Annotated in this window: 17 protein-coding genes and 3 pseudogenes; 6 read left to right on the forward strand and 14 right to left on the reverse strand. The window is 72.4% G+C overall.

Annotated elements, in window-relative coordinates; genetic code table 11:
• Both SSOG_RS43155 and SSOG_RS43160 read right to left on the reverse strand, forming a co-directional pair.
• Positions 1-1,141, reverse strand: a 1,141-nt coding sequence (locus SSOG_RS43155; protein WP_009720637.1) for an MFS transporter, incomplete at its 3' end; no start/stop codon positions are given.
• 132 nt (positions 1,142-1,273) lie between these two features.
• The gene (locus SSOG_RS43160; protein WP_009720638.1) at positions 1,274-1,780 is read right to left on the reverse strand and encodes a metallophosphoesterase family protein; all 507 of its coding nucleotides are present in this window, start codon (positions 1,778-1,780) and stop codon (positions 1,274-1,276) included.
• A 65-nt stretch (positions 1,781-1,845) separates the two neighbouring features.
• Here SSOG_RS43160 and SSOG_RS43165 point away from each other — a divergent pair, with 65 nt between their 5' ends.
• Together SSOG_RS43165 and SSOG_RS43170 are read left to right on the forward strand one after the other, a co-directional pair.
• Positions 1,846-2,313, forward strand: a complete 468-nt coding sequence (locus tag SSOG_RS43165; protein ID WP_009720639.1) for a nuclear transport factor 2 family protein — start codon at positions 1,846-1,848, stop codon at positions 2,311-2,313.
• A 46-nt stretch (positions 2,314-2,359) separates the two neighbouring features.
• Complete coding sequence (locus SSOG_RS43170) at positions 2,360-2,902, forward strand: tyrosine-type recombinase/integrase (RefSeq protein WP_009720640.1); 543 nt, start codon at positions 2,360-2,362, stop codon at positions 2,900-2,902.
• Positions 2,903-2,977: 75 nt separating this feature from the next.
• On the opposite strand, the gene SSOG_RS58790 is transcribed toward SSOG_RS43170, so the two are convergent.
• The 7 genes and pseudogenes from SSOG_RS58790 to manD form a co-directional block, all read right to left on the reverse strand.
• Complete coding sequence (locus tag SSOG_RS58790; RefSeq protein WP_425385451.1) at positions 2,978-3,340, reverse strand: hypothetical protein; 363 nt, start codon at positions 3,338-3,340, stop codon at positions 2,978-2,980.
• Positions 3,304-6,489 carry a phosphodiester glycosidase family protein gene (locus SSOG_RS43175; protein WP_425385452.1) on the reverse strand — a complete coding sequence of 1,062 codons (3,186 nt, stop codon included), beginning with the start codon at positions 6,487-6,489 and terminating at the stop codon, positions 3,304-3,306. Before SSOG_RS43175 ends, SSOG_RS58790 begins: the two co-directional genes overlap by 37 nt.
• Before the next feature lie 141 nt (positions 6,490-6,630).
• Positions 6,631-7,047 carry a YchJ family protein gene (locus SSOG_RS43180; protein WP_009720642.1) on the reverse strand — a complete coding sequence of 139 codons (417 nt, stop codon included), beginning with the start codon at positions 7,045-7,047 and terminating at the stop codon, positions 6,631-6,633.
• 58 nt (positions 7,048-7,105) lie between these two features.
• A complete protein-coding gene (locus SSOG_RS43185) occupies positions 7,106-8,491 on the reverse strand; it encodes an MFS transporter (RefSeq protein ID WP_009720643.1) in 1,386 nt (461 codons plus the stop codon).
• 46 nt (positions 8,492-8,537) lie between these two features.
• Positions 8,538-9,677 (reverse strand): mannitol dehydrogenase family protein, encoded by a 1,140-nt coding sequence (locus tag SSOG_RS57070; RefSeq protein WP_009720644.1) that lies wholly within the window; start codon positions 9,675-9,677, stop codon positions 8,538-8,540.
• A 91-nt stretch (positions 9,678-9,768) separates the two neighbouring features.
• Positions 9,769-9,966: pseudogene (locus tag SSOG_RS58130) on the reverse strand (mannitol dehydrogenase family protein); the annotation flags it as partial.
• Positions 9,963-11,180: a D-mannonate dehydratase ManD gene (manD, locus tag SSOG_RS43195; RefSeq protein WP_009720645.1), complete on the reverse strand. Its 1,218-nt coding sequence runs from the start codon at positions 11,178-11,180 to the stop codon at positions 9,963-9,965. The gene manD and the pseudogene SSOG_RS58130, both read right to left, overlap by 4 nt.
• A 105-nt stretch (positions 11,181-11,285) precedes the next feature.
• Here manD and SSOG_RS43200 point away from each other — a divergent pair, with 105 nt between their 5' ends.
• A complete protein-coding gene (locus SSOG_RS43200) occupies positions 11,286-12,041 on the forward strand; it encodes a GntR family transcriptional regulator (protein WP_039940137.1) in 756 nt (251 codons plus the stop codon).
• A 66-nt stretch (positions 12,042-12,107) separates the two neighbouring features.
• Here SSOG_RS43200 and SSOG_RS43205 read toward each other — a convergent pair whose 3' ends face one another.
• From SSOG_RS43205 to SSOG_RS43225, 5 genes and pseudogenes are all read right to left on the reverse strand, one after another.
• On the reverse strand, positions 12,108-14,669 hold the full coding sequence (locus SSOG_RS43205) for an alpha-L-arabinofuranosidase C-terminal domain-containing protein (protein WP_009720647.1): 2,562 nt from the start codon (positions 14,667-14,669) through the stop codon (positions 12,108-12,110).
• 113 nt (positions 14,670-14,782) lie between these two features.
• Complete coding sequence (nrfD, locus tag SSOG_RS43210) at positions 14,783-15,760, reverse strand: NrfD/PsrC family molybdoenzyme membrane anchor subunit (protein ID WP_009720648.1); 978 nt, start codon at positions 15,758-15,760, stop codon at positions 14,783-14,785.
• A pseudogene (locus tag SSOG_RS43215) lies at positions 15,760-16,550 on the reverse strand (4Fe-4S dicluster domain-containing protein). Before SSOG_RS43215 ends, nrfD begins: the two are co-directional and overlap by 1 nt.
• A gap of 103 nt (positions 16,551-16,653) precedes the next feature.
• Positions 16,654-19,914, reverse strand: a pseudogene (fdh, locus tag SSOG_RS43220) (formate dehydrogenase).
• 73 nt (positions 19,915-19,987) lie between these two features.
• Entirely contained in the window at positions 19,988-20,614 is a 627-nt protein-coding gene (locus SSOG_RS43225; protein WP_009720652.1) for a DUF4291 domain-containing protein, read from the reverse strand.
• Positions 20,615-20,764: 150 nt separating this feature from the next.
• On the opposite strand from SSOG_RS43225, the gene SSOG_RS43230 reads away from it, so the two are divergent.
• The 3 genes from SSOG_RS43230 to SSOG_RS43240 all read left to right on the forward strand — a co-directional run.
• Positions 20,765-21,523 carry an SDR family NAD(P)-dependent oxidoreductase gene (locus SSOG_RS43230; RefSeq protein ID WP_009720653.1) on the forward strand — a complete coding sequence of 253 codons (759 nt, stop codon included), beginning with the start codon at positions 20,765-20,767 and terminating at the stop codon, positions 21,521-21,523.
• Between the two features lie 97 nt (positions 21,524-21,620).
• Entirely contained in the window at positions 21,621-22,805 is a 1,185-nt protein-coding gene (locus tag SSOG_RS43235; protein ID WP_009720654.1) for an epoxide hydrolase family protein, read from the forward strand.
• A partial coding sequence (locus tag SSOG_RS43240; RefSeq protein ID WP_245606517.1) for a DUF429 domain-containing protein occupies positions 22,805-23,249 on the forward strand: 445 nt, incomplete at its 3' end. The genes SSOG_RS43235 and SSOG_RS43240, both read left to right, overlap by 1 nt.

Here is a 23,249-nt window from a genome sequence, read left to right on the forward strand (position 1 = left end):
CCGCGGCCGCCTGGGTGGCGATGAGGGCCAGGGCTCCCGCCACCCCGAGCGCCGCCCCGCAGCCCGTGGCCGCCAGGACGTAGCCCGGCAGCGACGTCGCCATTGGCGCCGCGCACAGCCCCGCCCCGCCCAGGCCCAGGCACCCCGCCATCGCCCCGGCCGCCCGCGCCGGGGCGATCCGCCCGGCCAGCGGTCCGGCCACGGACATGGCCGCGGCAGGGGCGAGAAAAGCCGCCCCGGCCGCCGCCGCCGACAGCCGCCACGAGCCCTGGAGCGACATCGGCACCACGAAGAGGAAGACCACGGTGGCGGCATTGGCCACCGCACCGGCCGCGGTGAACGCCACGAAGGGCCGGTTGCGCAGCAGCGCCGGGCTCACCAGGGGGTTCGGCGCAGCCCGTTCGTACCGTACGAAGACCACGAACAGGGCGGCTGTCAGGACCAGGGCGGCGGCCGTACGCCCCGACGCCCAGCCCCACACCGGCCCGCGGTCGGTGCACACCGCCAGCGCGGCGACCGCCGCGGTCGCCGCGACCAGGCCTTTCCCGCCGACCGGGCGCGGCGCGCACCCGTCCCGGGGCTCCGCCGCCCGCGCCGCACACCCCGCCGCGAGCGCGGCGACGGGCACATTGAGCCAGAACACCGCACGCCACGACACCGCCTCGGTCAGCACCCCGCCGACGAACGGCCCGCACGCCGTCGCGACGCCCCCGACACCGATCGCCCACCCCAGGGCCCGCCCGCGCAGCGCGGGCGGATAGAGGCGCGTGAGCAGGGCCAGCCCCACCGGCATGGCCAGCGCGCCGCCCGCTCCCTGGACGACCCGGGCGCCCACCAGCACCGGCAGCGAGGGGCTGAGCGCACACACCAGCGACGCGCCCCCGAACACCGCGAGACCCGTCGTGAGCAGCGCGCGCCGCCCCAGCACATCGCCCAGCCGACCGGCGCCCAGCATCAGCGAGGCCGCCGCCAGCAGATAGCCGCTGACCACCCACGGCAGCCCGCCGCCGGCCCCGAGATCGCGGCCGATCCGGGGCAGCGCCGGATTCAGCGCGAAGGCGTCCAGCTGGACGCAGAACATTCCCAGCGACACGGCGGCCAGCGCCGGACGCCGCGCGGAGGCAGCGCTCCGTACCGTCATCAGTCACTCCTCATCAGCACCACGGAGGGGGACGGGGCAGGGGCTGAAGAGGGAAAACTGAACTCGACGCGAGGCGAGAGGGACGGGCGGACCACTCACACCCGGGAGAAACGCCGCGAGGAAACGGCGCCTTCAGCGGCGGGGCGGCAGCCGGTGCAGCTCCACGGCGCCCAGCCGACCGGCCTCGATCACGGCCGTCATGAACGTACAGTACGGCTGCCGCCGCCGGTCGGTGGGGGAGCCGGGGTTGAGCAGCCGGAGCCGCCCGTCGGCCGACGTGGAGTCCCACGGGATGTGGCTGTGGCCGAACACCAGCACATCCAGCTCCGGGAACCGCTGCGCGCAGCGCCGCTCACGCCCCTGCGCCGCGCCCGTCTCGTGCACCACCCCGAACCGCAGTCCGCCCAGCTCCGCGTACGCCACCTCCGGCAGCCGCGACCGCAGCTCGGGCCCGTCGTTGTTGCCGTACACGCCGATCAGCCGCCGCGAGCGCGCCTCCAGCAGATCGAGGGTGGCGGTGTCGACCCAGTCGCCCGCGTGGAGGACCACATCGGCGCCTGTCACATGGTCCAGCAGCTCCCGCGGCAGCTCCCTGGCCCGTCGCGGGAGGTGGGTGTCCGACATCAGCACAAGACGCACGCGCCGACCGTACCGTGTGAACCGTCATCCAGGGATCACCCGCACAGTTCATCGAGGGAGAGAATGTGACCGAGCGACCGCCGCTTCCGCCGTTCACCCGGGAGACCGCACTCCAGAAAGTCCGTCAGGCGGAGGACGCCTGGAATTCCCGCGACCCCGAAAAGGTCGCCCTCGCCTACTCCGTCGACTCCCGCTGGCGCAATCGCACGGAATTCCCGCACGGCCGCCCGGAAATCGTCGACTTTCTGACCCAGAAGTGGGCGAAGGAGCGGGAGTACCGGCTCATCAAGGAACTATGGGCATACGAGCGCAATCGCATCGCCGTGCGCTTCGCCTACGAATGCCACGACGCGTCCGGAAACTGGTTCCGCTCCTTCGGCAACGAGAACTGGCAGTTCGACGCCCACGGCCTGATGACGCAGCGCCACGCGTCCATCAACGATCTGCCCATCACGGTGGCCGACCGCAAGTTCCACTGGCCGCTCGGCCGCCGACCGGACGACCACCCGGGCCTGAGCGATCTGGGGTTGTGAACTCTCGGTCAGCATAAATAATGTGCCAAGCGGGAGGTGATCCGGTGTGACGACGGAATCTGCCGAGGACCGGTATCCGCGTCCGGTGGTGTCGGCCGCGGAAGCGGAGTGGATCTGGCGGCTGCTGTCCGTGCAGGCCCTGGAGAACGGCGCGAAGCCGGAGACGGTACGGCTCGCGGTGATCGTGGGGCTGGCCCGGGCCAGCGGCGCCCGCTACGGCGGTCTGCTGCGCTGCACCATGACGTCGCTCGACCTGGACGCGGGATGGGTGACCATCGAACACGGCAAGCACCGGATCCCGCGCCGCCACGGTCTGGACGCCGGCACGATCCTGGTCCTGCGCCGCTGGCTGCTGGTGCGCAAGGAGCTGTGCACCGAACTGGAGGGCTCCATCCCGGACGCGCTGCTGCTCACCGTGCACCACACCCATGACAACGGCGTGACCGTCGCCGCCGGGCTGCCCATCACCCGGCAGGGGCTGGTGCTCTCCTGGCGCCGCTTCGTCCACCGTACGAACGCCCGGTACGCCGCGCGCCGCCCTCCGCTGCCGACCCGCTTCGAACAGGTCCGCCGGGTCTGGGACGCCTGAGGCCGGTGGGAGCGGGGCCCGGGCGCAACCCCAGGGCGGGCGTCCCGGGCGGGCGTCCCGCCCCCACCGGTCCGTTCACGCCGCGGGAGCCCCGGCCCGGGCCGCCGCCGTCACCGAGATGCGCGCCTGCGCCGTCGCGCCGTTCACGGTCACCGCGAGGGTCGCCGTACCCGGGCGCAGCGCGGTGAGCTTCCCGGTCGCCGGGTCGAACGCGGCGACATAGCGGGCCGGGTGCCGGGCGCGGGACACCTTGCCGACGTAGACGTGTCGCGAGCCGGTCCAGTCCGCGCTGAGCGGTCCGCCGACCGGCACCGTGCGGGCACCGGCCCCCTCGCCCTGGATCACCGACGCCGTGACGTCCGCGTCCTGCCCGGCGCGCAGCTCGGCCGGGGCGGTGACCGTCAGCTCGTCCACATGGGCGCGGGTCTGCACCGACACCCAGTCGGTCCCGCCGGTCCACGGCGCCTGGCGCGCCGCCGCCCGCTGCTGCGCGAGACGTGGTCGACGCCCACCATCGACCAGCCGGTGAAGCCGCCCTGGCCGGGCGGGGTGGCGGGGTTCTTGCCCGCGTTGCCGTTGATCAGATACGGGACGCCGTCCACCCGCGAGGCGTGGAAGGTGCCCACGTGGCTGCCGATGAACGCCGCGCCCTTGCCCGTCGTACGGCGGAAATCGGCCAGCCAGTTCTCCAGCAGCGCGGCCTCCTTGCGGTCGCTCAGCTGGCTGCCCTGCTGCGGGGTGGGGTCGCGCGGCGGGACGTGTTCGATCACCATCACCGAGCCGATGGCCGGATCCCCGGCGGCGGCGTCCAGCTGTGCGCGCAGCGCCTTGATCTGCTGGAAGCCGCCGCCCCGGAGCCTCAGGCTCGAGGTGTCGAGCGTGAGGAACCGGGTGCCCCGGTGGTCGAACGTGCGGTGCGCGGGCCCGAATTCGGCGGTGAAGGTGTCGATCGAGCCGCCCATCACCTCGTGGTTGCCCGGCACGTAATACCAGGGCAGGTCGTCGCCCAGCTCCTCGGTGAGCACGCGGCGGGCGAAGGCGAGATCGGCGGGCGATCCCTCGTCCACCAAGTCGCCGTTGATGACCAGGAAGTCGGGCTTCGCCGCCTTGATCTCCCGCAGGGTGCGGCGGGCCTGGGCCACGATCGGGCTGTCCGGGGCACGGGCCACGAACTGGGCGTCCGACATCACCGCGAACCGCCAGTCCCGGCCGCCGGTGCGCGCGGCCGTGGCGATGAGCGGATCGGGGCGTACGTCCTCCTTCGGCAGCTCGACATCGGGCGGGACCTGTGCGGTGAGGTCGTCCAGGGTGACGCCGCCCGTGTACTGGCGGGTGGCGCCCGTCTCGGCGAGGTAGAAGCGGCTCACCTTCAGCGGGTACGCGACTCCGGCCGGAACCGCGAAGTCGACATGTCGCCAGCCGGTCCAGGTGATGTACGGGCCGCGCAGCAACTGGTCCGAGCCCGCCGCGTCCTTGAGGTGGAGGGTGGGCCACGCCCCCTTGCCGTCGCCCTTGATCCACAGGCCGAACGACTGCGGCTGGCCCTCCACCGCGATCGGCTCCGGCGGGGTGACATAGGCCGCGCGGGTGGCGGTGGACTGGCTGAAGTCGTAGGTCAGCTCCAGGCCGGTGCCGCTGTGCCCGTCGGGCGTGGCCTTCGCCGAACCGGAGGCGCGGGCCTGGCTGAACGTCCACTGCCCGGCGTCGTCGAAGGCGGCCTCCGGCTGGTCGGTCAGTCCGGAGGTGACGGCGAGTACGGTGACGGCGTCGCCGACCTCGACCGTGATGCGGCCCGCGGTCCGGTCGCCGCGGGCCTTGACGGTGAAGTTCCCCGTCGCCGGGTCCGGGGCGATGTCGAACAGCGCGTGGTCGTAGGTCAGCCGGACGTCGGACGGCTCGATGGGCGCGCTGGTGCCGTGCGCGTCCAGGCCGACGATCCCGAAGCGGCCGGTCGCCTCGGCGTCGGCGAGCCCGATCAGCCGGGTGGTGGGCTGGATCCGGTCCAGCTCGTCCAGCACGCTCAGCCCGATCGAGCCGCGGGCGGCGCCGCGCCGCGCGACGACCGTGGTGTCGCCGCCGCGGCGCGCGGTGAACGTCCCGTCGGCGCCGACCCGTCCGACCCCGGGGTCGGACGACTGCCAGCGCGGCGAGCCCTCGGCCGGGCCGTACGTCTCGTCGTAACCCGCGGCGGTGAGACGGCGGGTCAGCCCAGGGAAGACCCGCTCCGGGTGGCCGCCCCGGACCGGATCGACGGTGGGTGCCTCGGCCGCTTCGGTCGCCGTCTCCACCCAGAAGCCCCGCAGCCGGCCGCTGCCGTCGGGGGCGGTGAAGGCGAACCCGTTGGGCACGGGCCGTTCGCTGCCGTCGGAGGGGCTGTTCTCCACCCGGCCCGTGTCGCTGCCGGGTTCGCGGGCCAGGAGCGTGGACGAGCCGCCGCCGTCGAGGTTGAGCGCGCTGTAGGAGCCCGCGTCCTTCATCATCAGGCCCAGTTCGGTGAGGGTGACCCCGCCGCTGTCCGCCTGCCGCCCGTCCACGGTGAGGATCTGCATCGTCCGGCCGTCCCGGGAGAAGCCGACGGCCGTGCGCGGCGCCGCGGTGTTGTTGCCCTCGCCCTCGTGGCCGACCGGTTCGCCGTCCACGACGAGGAGTTCACGGCCGCTGACCGCCGTGCGCGGGGTGTCGCCGCTGTCGGTACGGGGCCGGTACTCCCACGACACCGGGTCGCCGACCGCCAGCCGGGCGAGGGCGTCCGCCCCGGTGTCGCGGCCGACCAGCACGGTGGCGCCCTCCGGGATCGCCCCCTTGCCGGGCGCTCCGGCCGCCGTGGTGACCTTGCCGTCCACGACCGTGACCTCGGCGGTGCGCCGCGCGCCGTCCACGGTCTGCGCCCGGTCCGCCTCGCCCCACTGGACGTTGTACGCGCCGATGCCGTTGGCCGGGACGTTGGCGGCGTTGAGCGCCGCGAGCGGACGCGGGCCGTCCGGGAGGGTCAGCGTGCCGTCGAAGTACAGCTGGAGGACGCGCCCCGCGGCGGCCGGACCGATGCCGACCGCCCTGCCCGAGCCGGAGGCGGCGGAGTTGACGATCCGGCCGTCGCCGATGCCGGTGCCCTCGGGGGCGCCGGTCTGGTTGATGTCGAAGAAGTCACCGTTGATCGCGGCGACCGTGCGGCGGCCCGGTCCGGCGTCGTGCGCCTGCGCGAGCCGGGAGACGGAATCGCGGCGGGCGACCTTGTCCGGGTGCAAATAGTCGACCTTCGCGGAGCCGGTGAGGTCCACCGAAAGCGCGTCGGCCCGCAGCCATTTGTCCGACTCCAGCCAGTCGTACGAGGTCAGCTTCACGCCCGGGGCGACCGGCCGCTCCGAGCGGGCGGTCCGGATGCCGTCGCCGTCGGCGATGGACCGCGCGCCGGGCGGGGGGTTGACGGCGGGCGGCGGGGCGATCGGCCGCAGCATCTCCGACGAGGAGCGGGGCAGCGGTTCGGGCGCGGGGGTGCTGTCGGCGGCGGACTGGCCGGCCGCACCCACGACGAGGGCACAGGCGGCGGCCAGTGCCGCCACGGGTCTGGTGAACGCGACAGGAGACATGGCAACTCCATGGGGCCATGGGACGCGCGTGGTTCCCACGCACAGCGCCCCCAGCATCGCCATGGAGATGACGGTGCGCCAGAAGGCGTCGGCGACATCATGGCGAACAAACCCCGGGCGGTCGCCGTCAACGGGGGCGCGTCAGGGCAGAGTCACCCCGTCCACGTACACCCACGCGCCCCCTTCGCGCGTGAAGCGGCTGTTCTCGTGCTGCTCGCCCGCGCGCCCGCCGGCTGCGCTGTCCACGTAGTGTGCCCGGAATTCCACCGTGCCCGTCGAGTGGAAGGCACTGCCGTCCGTCGTGCCGAGGATCTCCAGCCGCACCCACCGCGGCCCCGGGGCGAGTTCGAGCCGGGGCGGCCGTGTCGTGGAGTGCCAGCTGCGGAGCAGATACGCCTCGTCCCCCACCGCGAAGGCGCTGTAGCGGGAGCGCATCAGCTGCTCGGCCGTGGCCGCCTGCGCCTCCCCCCGGTGGAGGCGGCCGCAGCAGTCGGCGTACGGCGCGGGCAGTCCGCAGGGGCAGGTCACAGGGGCGGTACGGCGCGTGCGTCGGGACATGCGCCCATTGTGCCGTCCCCTGTGACGCCCTCCGTTTCCGGACTGGGCGGCTTCCGGGCTAGGCGGCGGCGATCCGCAGGGGTTCGACGCGCTTGATGACCAGGCCGTAGGTGAGGGCGCCGACCACGCACAGCGCGCCGGACAGCATCAGCGGAGCGACGAACGAGTGGTTGAAGAAGCCCAGCAGCAGTCCGGTGGTGGTCGAGCCGAGCACCCCGGCCAGGTTGGACGCGAAGTTCTGGATGCCGCCCAGCGAGGCCACATGGCGCGGGGTGGGCGCCACGTCGGCGGGCAGGCTGGCCACCGAGGCGGCGGAGAAGGCCAGGCTCGCGTAGCTGACGGACAGCAGCGTCAGGGCCCACATGGCGCTCGGGACGAGCACGGCGAAGGCGATGACCGAAGAGAAGAGCATCCCGCACACCAGGCAGGTCTTGCGGGCCCGGGTCACCGACCAGCCGCGGCGCAGCAGGGTGTCGCTGGTCCAGCCGCCGAGCAGGCTGCCGCCGATGGCGACGAGGCCGGGCAGGGCGCCGTAGAAGCCGAGCTTCAGCAGGTCGAAGCCGCGGGCGTCGACGAGGTAGCTGGGGAACCAGGTGATGAAGAAGTAGATGACGTAGTTGAGGCAGAAGAAGCCGATCATCATGCCCCAGACCGTGCGGTACCGGAACAGGTCGCGCCACCGCACCGCGGGCCCTTCCGGCGCCGCCTTCCCGGAGTCCTCGGCGGGGGTCTCCTCCAGCCGGGCGCCGCCCGCCGTGACGTAGGCGCGCTCCTCGGCGCTGATCCCGCCGGCCGCCGAGGGCTCGCGGTACGCCTTCAGCCACAGCGCGACCCACAGCAGGGCGACCCCGCCGGTGACCCAGAACGCCATCCGCCAGCCCTGCCACGCGATCAGCGCGGTCACCACCGGGGCGGCGACGGCGGTACCGGCACGGGCGCCGTTGTCCCAGACGCTGTTGGCCAGCGCCCGTTCGCGGACCGGGAACCAGCGGGAGACGGACTTGGCGCACGAGGGGTACGCCGGTGCCTCGCCCGCTCCGAGCGCCAGCCGCGCGATCAGCAGGCTGCCGATGCCGCGGACGAAGCCGGTGGCGACGGTGACCAGCGACCAGATCAGCCCGCCGATCGCGAACATCTTCTTCTCGCCGTACCGGTCGATCATCGCCCCGGCGGGCAGCTGGCCCAGCGCGTAGGTCACGAAGAACATGCTGAGGATCACGCCCTGCCACTCCGGACCGATGTGCAGGTCATCGGTCATGTAGGGCAGGGAGATGGAGATGGTGGCGCGGTCGACGTAGTTGACGGTCATGCCGAGGAAACAGAGGAAGGCCATCAGCCAGCGGGTGTTGTGCCGCAGGCCGCGCGGGCGCGGTGGCGCGGAGGCGGAGGCGGTCTCGTCCTCGGGTGGTGTGTCGGTGGCGGGGACGACTCTGGGGGTCTTCAAGGCGGCTCTCCTCTGAAGGGGTGGTGCTGGGGGGTGGTGCGTGAGGTCAGCGCGTCCGGGCGGCGGGGTGCAGCTCCGCTGCCACGGACGTGACCAGGGAGGTGTCGTCCGCGAGGTCCTCGGCGCCCAGCAGGCCGAGCAGGCGGCGCAGGGCGTCGCGCGGGGGCCGGGCGTCCCAGGCCCGGCGCAGCGCTTCGGCCTCGGGGTCGTCCAGGGGGTGGTCGCGGGTGACGCGGGCCCAGGCGGCGAGGGCCGACACCAGTTCCGGGGTGTCCCGCCCGGCGGCGCGCAGTTCGCGCAGCGGGGCCAGCCACCGTTCGGGGATCTTCAGCGATCCGTCCATGGCGATCTGCCGGATCCGGTGGTGCATGGCGGGGTTGGCGAAGCGGACGACGAGGCTGTCGATGTACCCGGCCAGGTCCAGGCCCTCGGCGGGCGGCAGGCTCTGTGCCGCCTCCGCGCAGTAGGCGCGCACGGCCGCCTCGCCCCAGGGCGTGGCGAGGACGTCGGCCACGGTCTCGCAGCCCTCGGCGAGGCCGCGGTAGGCGATGAGCGAGTGCGCGCCGTTGAGCAGCCGGAGCTTGGCGGACTGGTACGGGGCCACATCGGCGACGAACCGGGCGCCCGCCTCCTCCCAGTGCGGGCGGTCGGTGGCGAAGATGTCCTGGAGCACCCACTGGGTGAACGGTTCACCGGTCACCGCGCCCTCGTCCGCCACGCCGAGCGCACGGGCCGCGGTCTCGCGGTCGGCGTCGGTGGTGGCGGGCACGATGCGGTCGACGACGGTGGCGGGGAAGGCCACCGAGCCGGTCAGCCAGTCGAGGAGGCGATCGCGCTCGTCCCATGCGCTCGCCGCCACGAAGTCCCGTACCAGACGCCGCAGGACCGCGCCGTTGGCCGCCATGTTGTCGCAGGAGACCACCGACAGCGGCGCACCGCTCGCCCGCAGCCGGGCGCGCAGCCCCGCGGCGAGCTGCCCGACGACGGTCGCGGGGGCGGGAGCGCCCGCGAGGTCGGCGCGGACGAGGGGGTCCTCCAGCGCCAGAGCGCCGCCGGACGGGTCGCGCCGGTAGCCCTTCTCGGTCACGGTGAGCGTCACCACGGTGACGTCCTCCGAGGCGATCAGCTCGAGCAGCCGGGCGCCGTCGTCGGCGGCGTGCAGCACCTCGGTCACCGTGCCGACCACCCGGGTGTCCGGGGCCCCCGGGCCGCCGCTCGGTGAACGAGTACAGCCCGTCCTGCGGGCGCAGCGCGTCCACCACCGCCCGGCTGCGCTGGGTGACCCCGGCGATGCCCCATGCCCCGCCGTGCGCGGCCTCGGCGGTCTGGGTGGCGAGGGCCTGGTGGGCGCGGTGAAAGGCGCCGATCCCCAGGTGCACGATGCGCGGGCGCAGCGCGCGGGGATCGACCGGCGGGCGCGAGGCCGCCGGTACGGCGGGCAGGGTGGCCAGGGACAGCCGCTGTGCGCTGCTCACCAGTCGTGCACCGACCCGTCGGTACGGCGGCTCACCGGCAGGTACTTCGGGTCGTACGGGAAGCGGGCGGCCGCCTCCTCGTCCAGCTCGATGCCGAGGCCGGGCGCCTCGGAGGGGTGCAGCGCGCCGTCGCGCAGCTCGTACGTCGGCCGGAACACCTCGTGGGTGAGCGGGTCGTGCGCCATGTACTCCTGGATGCCGAAGTTGGGCACGGTGACGTCCAGATGGACGGCGGCGGCCATGCTCACCGGCGACAGGTCGGTGGCGCCGTGCGAACCGGTGCGCACCTGGTACAGCTCGGCCAGGTTGAAGATCCGCCGCAGATGGGTGATGCCGCCCGCGTGCACGACCGAGGCGCGGATGTAGTCGATGAGCCGCTCGGTGATGAGCTGCTGGCAGTCCCAGATGGAGTTGAAGACCTCGCCGACCGCGATCGGGGTGGTGGTCGACAGGCGGATCTGCCGGAAGGAGTCCTGGAGTTCGGCGGGGGTGGGGTCCTCCATCCAGAACAGCCGCAGGTCTTCCAGGCTGCGGCCGAGCCGTCCCGCCTCGGTGGGGCTGAGCCGGTGGTGCACGTCGTGCAGCAGGTGGAAGTCGAAGCCGAACCGCTCGCGGACCGCTTCCAGATAGCGCGGGGCGAAGTCGAGGTACGCCTCGGTCGACCACGGCTGCTCCTCGGGGAGGGCGCCGGTGGCGGGTTCGTAGACCGTGGCGACCGTGCCGTGGCGGATGCCGTAGGTCCCGGGGGAGCCGGGGACGGCGGCCTGGGCGCGGATCGCGCGGTAGCCCATCTCCTGGAAGTGGGCGACGTCGTCGAGCAGCTCGGGGATGTCGCCGCCGCTGGCGTGGCCGTAGACCATGGCCCCGTCGCGGGCCTTGCCGCCCAGCAGGTCGTACACCGGCATCCCGGCGACCTTGCCCTTGATGTCCCACAGCGCGGTGTCGACCGCCGCGATCGCGGTCATGGTCACCGGGCCGCGGCGCCAGTACGCCCCCTTGTAGAGGTACTGCCACATGTCCTCGATGCGGGCGGGGTCGCGGCCTATCAGCAGCGGTACGAGGTGGTCCTCCAGATAGGAGGCGACCGCCAGCTCGCGTCCGTTCAGCGTGGCGTCGCCGAGACCGGTCACACCGTCGGACGTGGTCACCTTCAGGGTCACGAAGTTGCGACCGGGAGAGGTGACGATGACCGTCGCCTCCGTGATCGTGGCCATGCGCGTCTGCTCCTCACCGCCCGGCTCCGGGGTGGAGACCGGGCTATTGGTCGGCTACCATACAAGTACGTCAGCAAGGCGGGTCAAGGGTTCGGAAGGGGTCCGATGGCATCGGCTGAAGGACTGCACGCGGCACGCTCCCGGGGGCGCAACACCCGGCAGCTCGTCCACGAGGTGCTGCGCTCGCGCATCGTCGGCTTGGAGCTGGCCCCGGGCTCGGCCGTATCGGAGAACGACCTGGCCGCCGAGCTGGGCGTCAGCCGCACCCCCGTCCGCGAGAGCCTGATCCTCCTCGCCGACGAGGGGCTGGTGGACATCTATCCGCAGATGGGGACGTTCATCTCGCGCATCCGCGAGCGCGACGTGGCTTCCGCCCAGTTCATCCGGGAGGCGCTGGAGTGCGCGGCGCTGCGCGACGCCGTCGGCAAGGCCACCGCGCGCGACGTGGCGGAGCTGCGGGTGCTGCTCACCGCGCAGGAGGAGGCCGACGCGCAGTCCGACATGGCCGGCTTCTTCCAGCTGGACGAGCAGTTCCACCAGCGGCTGATGGCGGTGAGCGGACATGCCTCGGCGTGGCCCGTGGTCAGCCAGGCCAAGGCCCAGCTGGACCGGGCCCGGCGGCTTTCGCTGCCGCTGACCCAGCAGATGTCGCTGCTGATCGGCCAGCACCGTGAGGTGGTCGACCTGCTGGAGGACGGCGATCTGGACCGGGCGGACGGGGCGCTGCGCTCGCACCTTCGGCTGGTCTTCAGCGATGTGGAGAAGATCCGGGCCAAGCACCCGGAGCTGTTCAGTGACCAGGACGCCCCGCTCCGGCCGCGCCGGGAGAGCCCCCGGCGCGCCGCCGCCCGCGAGGACTGAGGCGTCGCTTGAAGACATGGCAGCGGGGCGGGCCCGGTGTGGACCCGCCCCGCGCTCCTGCCCGTATCAGCCCTTGGTCTTGATCCTCATGAACGTGACCGAGTCCGCCGGGAAGGTGTACGTGAAGGTGTTCGCCACCCCGTCGAGCCTCGACCGGACCGGCTTGACCGGCTGCTCGGACTCGGTGTTGACCGCCTCCGGAGCGCCCTGGAGCGTGGTCAGCCGCGCCGTCCGCGCCACCTTGCGTCCGCCCAGGTCGATCCGGGTGCGGGCGGCCGTGCTCTGGGCGTTGACGACCTTGACGATCAGCTCACCGGTGGCCTTGTCCCGCGTCACCACCTGGCGGAACGGCTCGGCCACCTTGTCGTCGGTGAAGCCGCCCCACTTCTTGCCGTCCAGGTACAGCGTCACCTGACGGCCGCGCACCTCGACGCGAGCGTCGTAGCTGCGCCCCGTCTCGATCTTCGTACCGTCCTCGGCCATCGTCTGCTTGGCGCCGCCCACCGCCTTCTCCACGGCGGAGCGGGTGTTGCCCCAGCCGCCGAGGTTCCACCAGTAGTAGTTGCCGGTGTCCTTGACCCCGAACGCGATGAGGAAGCCCTCCTTGCCGGACTTCTTCGTCGCCTTCACCTTCAGGTCGTAGTCGCGCCACGCCGGATCGCCCGCGGTGACCATGGTGTTCTCGGCGGCGGCGTCGGACTGGACGTACGCACCGTCCTGAACCGTCCACGACCCGGTGCCGGTGGCCTTGGTCCACTTCGCGTCATCGCCCGAGAAGTCGTCGCTCAGCAGCGTCGAACCGTCCGCGGCGGTCACCTTGACGTCGTCGTACGCCGCGCTCGTGGCCCACGTCGACAGGCCGACGGCGCCGCTGATCGGCTCACTGGGGGCGGGGGTGGCGGACGCCTTGCTCGGCACCACCCGGTCCCCGACGTTGTTCATGAACAGCTTCTGCGTCTCGTAGCTGGTCGAGCCCCAGGAGGCGGAGTTGTTGAACCAGATCATGTCGGGTCGCCACTGCGTTGCCTTCTCGTGAGCGAGCAGCGGGGCGTACGAGGCCAGCTTGACGACATCGGCGTTGCGCTCCAGGCCCGTCATGAACGCGGCCTCGGTGAGCGCGTTGTGCCACTTGTTGTCCTGCGAGGCGTACTCGCCCAGGAACACCTTCGGGCCGGAGCGGTCGTAGGTGTCGTAGCGCTGGTTGTTCTCCAGGAACCACTGCGGGCTGTTGTAGTAGTGCTCGTCGACCATGTCCACGCCCGCGGCCCGGTTCAGCGCCCAGGCGCGGTCGAAGGTCTGCCCGCTGTCGTCGGGGCCGGAGTTGCTGATCACCGTGATGTCGGGGTACTCGGACTCGATGGCCTTGCGGAACTCGGTGAACCGCGCGAAGAACTCGTCCGGCAGGTTCTCCTCGTTCCCCACCTCCAGATGGGTCAGGCCGAATGGCTTCGGATGGCCCATCTGCGCCCGCTTCTTGCCCCACGTCGAGGTCACCGGTCCGTTGGCGAACTCGACGAGGTCCAGGGTGTCCTGGATGTGGCGCTTGAGCAGCGCCGGGTCGTCGGTGGCCTTGTTCTGGCCGCAGCCGGTGACCAGCGCGGGCACCACCGGCAGCGCCATCGCGCCGATGTCCTCGGCGAACTGGAAGTACTCGTAGTAGCCGATGCCGTAGGACTGGTTGTAGCCCCAGAAGTTGGAGTTGACGGCACGCTGCTCGACCGGGCCGACGGTGTCCTTCCACTGGTAGGACCGCTTGCGCGGCCAGTTGGGCGCCTCGTACGCCTCATGGCTGCCGGTGTTCACCAGGCAGCCGCCCGGGAAGCGCAGGAAGCCCGGCTTCAGCGCGGCGATCTTCTCCGCGAGGTCCTTGCGCAGGCCGTTCGGCCGGTGCTTGTAGGTGTCGCGGGGGAAGAGCGAGACCATGTCGAGCCGGAGCGTGCCGCTGCCGCCCGCGGCGACCGTGAGCCGTCCGGCGCTGCTGGAGGTGGTGGCGGTGAGGGTGCCGGTGTACTTGGTCCAGCGGTCGCCGCGCACCGTGGCGCGCAGCGGACGCGCGAGCGTGTCGCTGCCGGAGCCGTCGCCCAGACCGATGGTCAGCGGCGTTCCGGACGCCTGGTCGGTGCGCGCCCACACCGAGAAGTCATAACGCTCGCCCGCCTTGATGGCCATTCCGGTGGTGTAGCCGGAGTTGGTCACCCCGTACCGGGCCGCCGATCCGCCGGTGCCGTCGAGCGTCAGCCGCAGATAGCGCCGGTTGCGCTCGTTGAGACGCCCGTCGTCGTCCACGACCTTGGCCTCGCCGGTACCGCCGCCGGCCGCGGCCCCGGTCCACGCGGTCAGGGGGGTGTACGAGGAGTGGTCGGCGGGGTCGTACTCGAAGGACCGGTTCTGGACCAGCTCGGCGTACAGACCGCCGTCGGCCGCGCGGTTGATGTCCTCGTAGAACACCCCGTACATCGTGTCGTCGATCGCCGGGCCCTTGGCGGACGGGTCGACGGAGAGCGTGTAGTCGGTGGCGTCGGCCGCCGGGTGCGCGGGAGCGCCGGTGGCGGCCGTGGGGACGGCGGTGACGGTACCGGCGAGCAGGGCGCCGATGGTGAGGCCGAGTCTCCAGCGTGTGCGGGGCATGCGTCTCCCGTTCCGAATCGTGTCGTTCGAAATCCCGTACGTCGCTCAGAACTTCGAACGAAAGATATGGGGGAGGGCAGAGCGCGTCAACGCCCCGGACATCCTGGACCGGATCAACCCTGCGTCTGCCGCGGCTCCCGTGCTGCCAGCCGTTCGCGCTGCGGGACCACGGTGTACTTCGGGTCCTCGGCCGACCGCATTCCGGCGTGGAAGACGCCGAACCGGGTGCACGCCGACGCCGCCAGCAGGGCCGTGCCGCTGAGGACCGCGGCGGTGCGGTTGCGGCGGGCCAGCAGCGCCCCGCCCAGCGAGCCCGCCGCGCCGAGGGCCTCGGCGGCGCGCATCAGCCGCCCCGCCGTGCCTTCGCGGTAGGTCTCGGCGACGACCCCGAGCCGCCGTTCCATCGCCCGTACGGCCACGCCCTCCAGCGCCGTACCGAACAGCGCGGCACTGCGCGCCGGGGCGTTCTCCGCCACCGGCGAGGCGATCAGCGCCATGCCACCGGCCGCCGCCGCGGCCGAACCGACGAAGAGGTACGGCAGTTCGCGATAGCCCTCGTGCCAGCCGGGGACCGCGGTGTCGGCGGCCAGCACCGCCGTGTACGACGCGACCACCGGGCCCAGCGCGGCGGCCACCGCCGTGGCCGCCCGGCCGGTACGCGGCAGCCTGCCGCCGACGTCCAGGACCGCCGCGGCCCCCGCCGCCGGGCCGTACGCGGCCAGCAGCCAGGAACCGACGCTCATCGGCGACGTCGGCTTGAACACCCGCAGCATGTTGGCGAAGCGCTCGGGGCGTCCGAGGTCATGGACCAGGGCGGCGGCGGAACCCGAGACGGACACCAGCGACGAGATCTTCAGCGCCCGGGCCATACGGGGGCGGCCGGTCAGCGCGGCGCCCGCCGCGAGCACCGAACCGGCGCCCGCCAGACCGCCGAGGAAGAAGTACCCGGCGATGTCCCGGGCCTGCCAGGTGGGCGGGTTGAGGATCGGCTTGCCGTAGTACGAGGTGAACTCGGCCTCCGGCACCATCAGCTGCTCGCCCCGGCGCCCCTTCCGCCCCTTGCGCTCCTTGCCTCCCTTGTGGTCGCCCATCAGCGCTTCCCTCCGTTCCGCCCGTGCGCCGCGAACACGGCGGCCACTCCGCCGAGCAGGGTCAGCGCCGCGGCCCCGGCGTGCCGCCACATCGACGGCAGATCGCGCGTGGTGACGACCGGGTCCGGCGGCAGCCCGTACACCTCCGGCTCGTCCAGCAGCAGGAAGAACGCGCCGTCGCCGCCCACCCCGTCCTCGGGGTCGTGGCCGTACAGCCGGGCGTCGGACACGCCCTCCCGGTGCAGGTCCTCCACCCGCGCGGCGGCGCGCTCGCGCAGCTCGTCCAGCGGGCCGAACTGGATGGACTCGGTGGGGCACGCCTTGGCGCAGGCCGGTTCCTGGTCCGCGCCGAGCCGGTCGTAGCACAGGGTGCATTTGAACACCCGGCCGTCCTCGGGGCGTTGGCCGATGACCCGTACGGGCACGCGGGTACGCAGTAGCCACAGCCGTTGCAGATGTCCTCCTGGACCACGACCGTGCCGAACTCGGTGCGGAACAGCGAGCCGGTGGGGCACACGTCCAGACACGCGGCGTGGGTGCAGTGCTTGCACACGTCCGAGGACATCAGCCAGCGCAGACCGCTGTCCCCGCCGCCGTCTCCTTGGACCATCGGCTTGTTCTGCTCGATGAAGGCCACATGGCGCCAGGTGGAGCCGTCCAGCCCCTGCGAGTTGTCGTAACTCATGCCGGTGAACTCCAGCCCGTCCTCCGGGACGGCGTTCCATTCCTTGCACGCCACCTCGCACGCCTTGCAGCCGATGCACACGGAGGTGTCGGTGAAGAAGCCCATCCGCGGCGGATGCCCCTCGTGTCCGGAGTCGCCGGCCGGATCCGGTTCGATACCGTCCAGCAGATTGGGCCGATGAGCGAGTTCTTCGGCGCCTGCCCGTCCGTCATCCCCGGACCTCCATCCCGGTCAGCTCCGTGATACCGGCGCGCCGCCGGTAGGTGTTCAGCAGGGCGGTCAGCTCCGGGCCGCGGGGGCGGCGGCCCGGGCGGATGTCGGCGGTCAGCGCCTTCACCTCCTGGATCTGGACGTTCGGGTCGAGCGCGATGGCGGACAGCTCGTTGGCCGCGTCGCCGCGCGCGTAACCATTGGGACCCCAGTGGTACGGCAGCCCGATCTGGTGCACCGTGCGGCCCCCGACCCTCAGCGGGGACATCCGCTCGGTGACCAGCACCCTGGCCTCGATCACCCCGCGCGCTCACCAGCGTCGCCCAGCCGGAGTGTTCCAGGCCCAGTTCGGCGGCCAGCGCGGGGGAGACCTCGCAGAACAACTCCGGCTGGAGCTCGGCGAGATACGGCGTCCAGCGGGTCATGCCGCCCGCCGTGAAGTGTTCGGTCAGCCGGTACGTGGTGATGACGTACGGGAAGATCTCGCTGCCCGGGGCGCCGCCGCTGGGATGGAACCGGTTGTGCTCCCGGGAGAACACCTGCCGGACCGGGCTGTGCTGCTGCTCCGGGTGGAGCGGATTGCGTACGGGCGAGTCCTGCGGCTCGTAGTGCACCGGCATCGGCCCGTCCACCAGCCCGGCCGGTGCGTACAGCCAGCCCTTGCCGTCGGCCTGCATGATGAACGGGTCCACCCCGCTGAGCGCGTCCGGCCCCTTCGCGTCCTCGGGCGGCCGGTACGACGGCGACCGGTCGGGAATGAAGTCCGGGATGTCATGGCCGGTCCAGCGCCCCTGGCGCTCGTCCCACCACACCAGCGCCTTGCGTTCGCTCCACGGCGCGCCGGAGGGGTCGGCCGAGGCGCGGTTGTAGAGGATGCGGCGGTTGGCGGGCCAGGACCAGGCCCATTCGGCGGCGATCCAGTCCTGTTCGGTGTGCGGCTTCCGACGGGCCGCCTGGTTGACGCCGTCGGCGTACACACCGCAGTAGATCCAGCAGCCGCAGGAGGTGGAGCCGTCGTCCTTGAGCTGGGTATACGCGCTGAGCGGAGTGCCGTCCGCGCCACGGCCGTTGATCTCGGCGAGGACGGCCTCGGCGACGGGCTCGGCCAGCGGCCCTTCGGTGGGGTAGTCCCAGGTCAGGTCGAGGATCGCCCGGTCCATGGGATCGGTCGAGCCCGCCAGCCGCTCCCGGATCCGCCGGCCCAAGTGGTACATGAACCACAGATCGCTGCGCGCGTCGCCGTCCGGCTCCTTGGCGGGGAAATGCCACTGGAGTGTCCGGTTGGTGTTGGTGAAGGAGCCCGACTTCTCGGTGTGGGCGGCGGCGGGGAAGAAGAACACCTCGGTGGCGATGTCCTCGGTGCGCAGCTCCCCGGTCTCGATCTCCGGCCCGTCCTGCCACCAGGTGGCGGACTCGATGAGCGAGAAGTCGCGCACCACCAGCCAGTCGAGCTCCGCCATCCCCAGGCGCTGCATCTTGGCGTTGGCCGATCCGACGGCGGGGTTCTCGCTCATCAGGAAGTAGCCCTTGCACACCCCGTCGAGCTGCGCCAGCACGGTGTCGTAGGTGCTGTGGGAGCCGGTCAGCCGGGGCAGATGGCCGAAGCAGTAGTCGTTGTCCGCGCGCGCCGCGTCGCCGAAGTACGCCTTGAGCAGGCTGACGACGTACGCGCGCATGTTGCCCCAGAAGCCCTTGTCCGCCTTCACCGCCTCGGTGAAGGTGTCCAGGTCCTCGTCCTGGTGCGCGTGGGGCATGGGGATGTAGCCGGGCAGCACGTTGTAGAGGGTGGGGATGTCGCTGGAGCCCTGGATGGAGGCGTGGCCACGCAGTGCCTGGATGCCGCCGCCGGGGCGGCCGATGTTGCCGAGCAGCAGCTGGAGGATGCAGGCGGTACGGATGTACTGGGCGCCCACGGTGTGCTGGGTCCAGCCCACCGCGTACACGAACTCGGAGGTGCGGTCCCGGCCGGAGTTCTCCACCAGCGCCCGGCACACCTCCAGGAAGGTCGCGCGGGGAATGCCGCAGGTCTCCTCGACCAACTCGGGCGTATAGCGGGCGAAGTGGCGCTTGAGGACCTGGTAGACGCAGCGCGGATGCTGAAGGGTGCGGTCGGTGCGGAGGTCACCCGAGACGGGGGCGCCGCCGGAGCCGTGGACCTCGGCGCGGCCCGCGTGGGCGACGCCGGGGCCGTCCTCGGTGCGTTCCTCGTACAGCTGGTCGGGGTCCCCTTGGGGGGACTGGACCTGGGTGCCCTCGTAGCTCCAGCTGTCGATGTCGTAGTGGCCGGTCTCCTCGTCGAGACCGGAGAAGATCCCGGCGAGGTCCTCGGTGTCGCGGAAGTCCTCGCCGACGAGGGTCGCGGCGTTGGTGTACTCCAGGACGTACTCGCGGAAGTCCAGCTCGTTGGAGAGGACGTGGTTGATGATCCCGCCGAGGAAGGCGATGTCTGAGCCGGCCCGGATGGGGACGTGCAGATCGGCCAGTGCGCTGGTGCGGGTGAAGCGCGGGTCGACATGGATGACCTTGGCGCCCCGGGCCTTGGCCTCCATCACCCACTGGAAGCCGACGGGGTGCGCCTCGGCGAAGTTGGAGCCCTCGATGACGATGCAGTCGGAGTTCTGGAGGTCCTGGAGAAAGGTGGTGGCGCCGCCGCGGCCGAAGAGGTGCCGAGACCGGCGACGGTCGAGCTGTGGCAGACCCGGGCCTGGTTCTCCACCTGGACCACACCGAGGGCCGTGAACAGCTTCTTGATGAGGTAGTTCTCCTCGTTGTCCAGCGTGGCGCCGCCGAGGCTGGCCAGCCCGAGTGTGCGGTTGACGCGTATGCCGTCCTGCTCCCACTGCCAGGTCTCGCGGCGGGTGCGGATCACCCGCTCGGTGACCATGTCCAGCGCGGTGTCCAGGTCCAGCGGCTCCCAGTCCGTGCCGTGGGGGCGGCGGTAGAGCACCCGGTGGCGGCGGGACTCGCCGGTGGTCAGCTGGAGGGTCGCCGACCCCTTGGGGCACAGCCGGCCACGGCTGACGGGCGAGTCGGGGTCGCCCTCGATCTGCACCACGCGGTCGTCCTTGACGTACACGTTCTGGGCGCAGCCCACCGCGCAGTAGGGGCAGACCGACTTCACCACCCGGTCCGCGGTGGCGGTGCGGGGGCGCAGCTCACGGGTGGCGGCCGAGGAGGCGGCGGCTCCGCGGCCGAGCGGGTCGGTTCCGGTCAGCTGCCGGTAGACGGGCCAATCCTGGATCCAGGTACGCACGCCCATCCGCTTGTCCTTCCCGCCGCTCGCGTCACCCGCATGGCCGGGTACGGCGCATGGATTCCCGTCGCGGCGGGATTCACACCCCGTCTGCCGCCGGATGCGCGGGCCGCGGGACCCGAAGGTGGGAGAGGAGGTCGTCGGCCGCCGGGTAGGGGCGCTCCTCGGGGAGGCGCGCGGCCGCCGCGTCGAGGTCGCCCGCCCGGACGAGGGCGTGGACCTCGCGGGCCAGCGGCGTCACATCGGTGATGGACACCGTCCACTCGTCCGCGTACCGGCGGGCCGCCTCGCCCGCCAGGCCGAGCTGGAGGGAGCGGTACGGCAGCGGCCGCAGCTGGAGGTCGCGCTCCGGGTCCCACTGGACCCGGGTGGGGGAGCGGTGCAGTTGGCGCTTCCAGGCCGCCTGGTCGGGGTGGAGGCCGCGTACGTAATGGGAGAGGCAGGCGTTGCGCAGCGCCCAGGCGAAGCCCTCGTGGGTGATCTCGACGGCCAGGACCGTTTCCTGGCCCTCCTTCAGACCCCAGCCGCAGCGGTACATCATCCAGAGGAACGACGGTTTGATCCAGGTCATCCGGTCTCGCTTCCAGGCGGAGGGGAACCGGCCGTCGCGGGCCGCGGGCAGGCCGATGTGCGGGGCGTACGCCTGGTAGACGGTGACCGTGGCCGGGTTGTGCCGTGCGCGGATCTGGTGGTTCTGGTCTTCCATGGTCAGCAAGCGCGTGGCTGTGCGGGCGGTGCCCGGCCACCGAATTTTCTTCCTGGGTGTGCCGCACCCAGGAAGAAGACGTCCTGGTTACGGCCCTGGGGGGCGTCCAGACTCGGCGGCGGACAACGCACGACAAGAAGGGCACCCACCATGAGCGGACGGCGACTTGACGGCAAGGTCGCACTGATCACCGGCGCGACGGGCGGAATCGGCGCGGCGACCGCCGAACTGTTCGCCCGCGAGGGCGCGCGCCTGGTCCTCACCGACGTGGCCCGCGAACCGCTCGGCGCACTGGCTCGGCGCATCGAGGAGACCGGGGCGGAGGTGGCCACCGCCGCGCTGGACGTCTCCTCCGCCCGGGAATGGGACGCGGTGATCACCACCGTGCGCGAGCGGTTCGGCAGGCTGGACGTGCTCGTCAACCTGGCGGGCATCGTGGACTGGCCCGGCATCGAGGACACCGACGAAGACGCGTGGGACCGGGTCATCGACATCAACCAGAAGGGCAGCTGGCTCGGGATGAAGGCCGCGATGCCGCTGCTCCGCGCCACCGGCAACGCGTCGGTGATCAACACCTCGTCGGTCCTCGGGATCGTGGGCAGCGGAGCGGCCGCCGCCTACACCGCGTCCAAGGGGGCGGTACGGCTGCTGAGCAAGACCGCCGCCGTCGAATACGCCCGTCGGGGGGTGCGGGTCAACTCCGTCCACCCCGGGGTCATCGCCACCCCGATGATCCAGGACATCCTGGACGAGGAGGGCGACGAACAGCCGGACATCGTGCGCACCCCCATGCGCCGCGCGGGCCGCGCCGACGAGGTGGCCTCGGCCGTGCTGTTCCTCGCGTGCGACGAGTCCTCGTTCGTGACCGGCTCCGAACTCGTGGTCGACGGCGGCCTCACCGCCCACTGAGGCTGTTCATCGCGGCCGTCCTCGACGTGGATATGGAGCGAGACAGGGGGCTGCGAGCACGCTCGTACTGCGTCATGCCGCGTGTACGGTGATCGCCATGGCTGACATCCCGCCCCGTCCCGAGCCGTTCCTCCAGCGGACCGACCCCGCGGCGATCGACGACCTCCGCGCGCGGCTGCGCGGCACGCGCTGGCCGGACGCGCCCGAGGACGCCGGGTGGTCGCTCGGGACGGACCTGACCTATCTCCGCGAACTCGTCGCCTACTGGGCGGACGAGTTCGACTGGTCCGCGCGGGAGGCGGCGCTCGCCCGGCTTCCCCGCTTCCGCGTCGGGATCGGCGGTCTCGGCATCCACTTCGTACACGCGCGAGCGGCCGCCACACCGGCCGGGACCGCCCCCGCGATGCCGCTGGTCCTCTGCCACGGCTGGCCGGACTCGTTCTGGCGCTACTCGAAGGTCATCCCGCTCCTCACCGACCCCGGTGCCCACGGCGCCGATCCCGCCGACGCGTTCGACGTGGTCGTGCCGGACATGCCGGGCTACGGGTACTCCGACCGCCCCAGCGGTCCGCCGCTCGACACCGTCGCCGTGGCCGGTCTGTGGGCCGAGCTGATGAGCGTCCTCGGCTATGAGCGGTTCGGCACCTCGGGCGGTGACATGGGCAGCCATGTGAGTCGCTACCTCGCGCTCGACCATCCCGACCGGGTCGTGGCCGTCCACCGCACGGACGCGGGCGTGCCCGTGTTCACCGGCGACCCGGCGGACCTCACGCCCGAGGAGCGCGCCTGGTTCGACGAGGTGACGGCCTGGCTCGCGGCCGAGGGCGGCTACGGCGCCATGCACCGTACGAAGCCCCAGACCGCCGCCTTCGGGCTCACCGACTCGCCCGCCGGGCTCGCCGCGTGGATCGTCGAGAAGCTGCTGTCGTGGAGCGACTGCGGCGGCGACATCGAGCGGAGCTTCACCAAGGACGAGATCCTGACGAACGTCACGCTCTACTGGCTCACCGGGACGATCGGCTCCTCGATGCGCGCGTACCACGCGAACGCCGCCATCCCGCGCGAGCAGCTCACGCGCCGGGTCGACGTGCCGTCCGGGTTCTCGCTCTTCCGCGGCGACGTCGTCCGCCCGGTGCGGGCGTGGCTCGACCGCACGGCGAACGTGGCGCGCGTGACCGAGCCCCCGCGCGGCGGCCACTTCGCGCCGTTCGAGGAGCCCGAGCTGTACGCGGAGGAGCTGCGCGCGTTCTTCCGTCCCTACCGGGCGGCGGTGACGGGCTGATGGATTCCCACGGCGATGTCGTGGGGGTGGACGCCTGCCCTTCCGGCTGGGTCGCGGTGACCCTGCGCGGTGGCGCGTTCGCGGGTGCCGAGACGGCCGGCGGGCTGAGCGATCTGCTGGCCCGGGTGGGGGACGCGGCCGTGGTCGCGGTCGACATGCCGCTGGGGCTGTTGGCGTCCGGGCGGCGCGGCGCGGAGGCGCTGGCCGCCGCACGGCTGGGGCCGCACCGGTCGCGGGTCTTCCCGGTGCCGCCGCGGCAGGTCTGGGAGCAGCCCGACTACGACGCGGCGAACGCCTGCTGCCGTCGGCTGACCAGCGCCGGGCTCTCCCGCCAGTCGTGGGGGCTGGCCGCGAAGCTGCGCGAGGCCAACGCGCTCCGGGACGGCGGCGACCACCGGCTCCCCTCGTCCATCCCGAGGTCTCCTTCGCGGCCATGCGGGACGG

Source organism: Streptomyces himastatinicus ATCC 53653 (genome assembly GCF_000158915.1).
In the GTDB taxonomy this organism is placed as follows: domain Bacteria; phylum Actinomycetota; class Actinomycetes; order Streptomycetales; family Streptomycetaceae; genus Streptomyces; species Streptomyces himastatinicus.

What these genes read in the sequence shown, in the direction of transcription:
- SSOG_RS43175 (WP_425385452.1), bottom strand. Translation starts at nt 6,489, where the DNA reads ATGTCTCCTGTCGCGTTCACCAGACCCGTGGCGGCACTGGCCGCCGCC.
- SSOG_RS43180 (WP_009720642.1), bottom strand. Translation starts at nt 7,047, where the DNA reads ATGTCCCGACGCACGCGCCGTACCGCCCCTGTGACCTGCCCCTGCGGA.
- manD (WP_009720645.1), bottom strand. Translation starts at nt 11,180, where the DNA reads ATGGCCACGATCACGGAGGCGACGGTCATCGTCACCTCTCCCGGTCGC.
- SSOG_RS43200 (WP_039940137.1), top strand. Translation starts at nt 11,286, where the DNA reads ATGGCATCGGCTGAAGGACTGCACGCGGCACGCTCCCGGGGGCGCAAC.
- SSOG_RS43205 (WP_009720647.1), bottom strand. Translation starts at nt 14,669, where the DNA reads ATGCCCCGCACACGCTGGAGACTCGGCCTCACCATCGGCGCCCTGCTC.
- nrfD (WP_009720648.1), bottom strand. Translation starts at nt 15,760, where the DNA reads ATGGGCGACCACAAGGGAGGCAAGGAGCGCAAGGGGCGGAAGGGGCGC.
- SSOG_RS43225 (WP_009720652.1), bottom strand. Translation starts at nt 20,614, where the DNA reads ATGGAAGACCAGAACCACCAGATCCGCGCACGGCACAACCCGGCCACG.
- SSOG_RS43230 (WP_009720653.1), top strand. Translation starts at nt 20,765, where the DNA reads ATGAGCGGACGGCGACTTGACGGCAAGGTCGCACTGATCACCGGCGCG.
- SSOG_RS43235 (WP_009720654.1), top strand. Translation starts at nt 21,621, where the DNA reads ATGGCTGACATCCCGCCCCGTCCCGAGCCGTTCCTCCAGCGGACCGAC.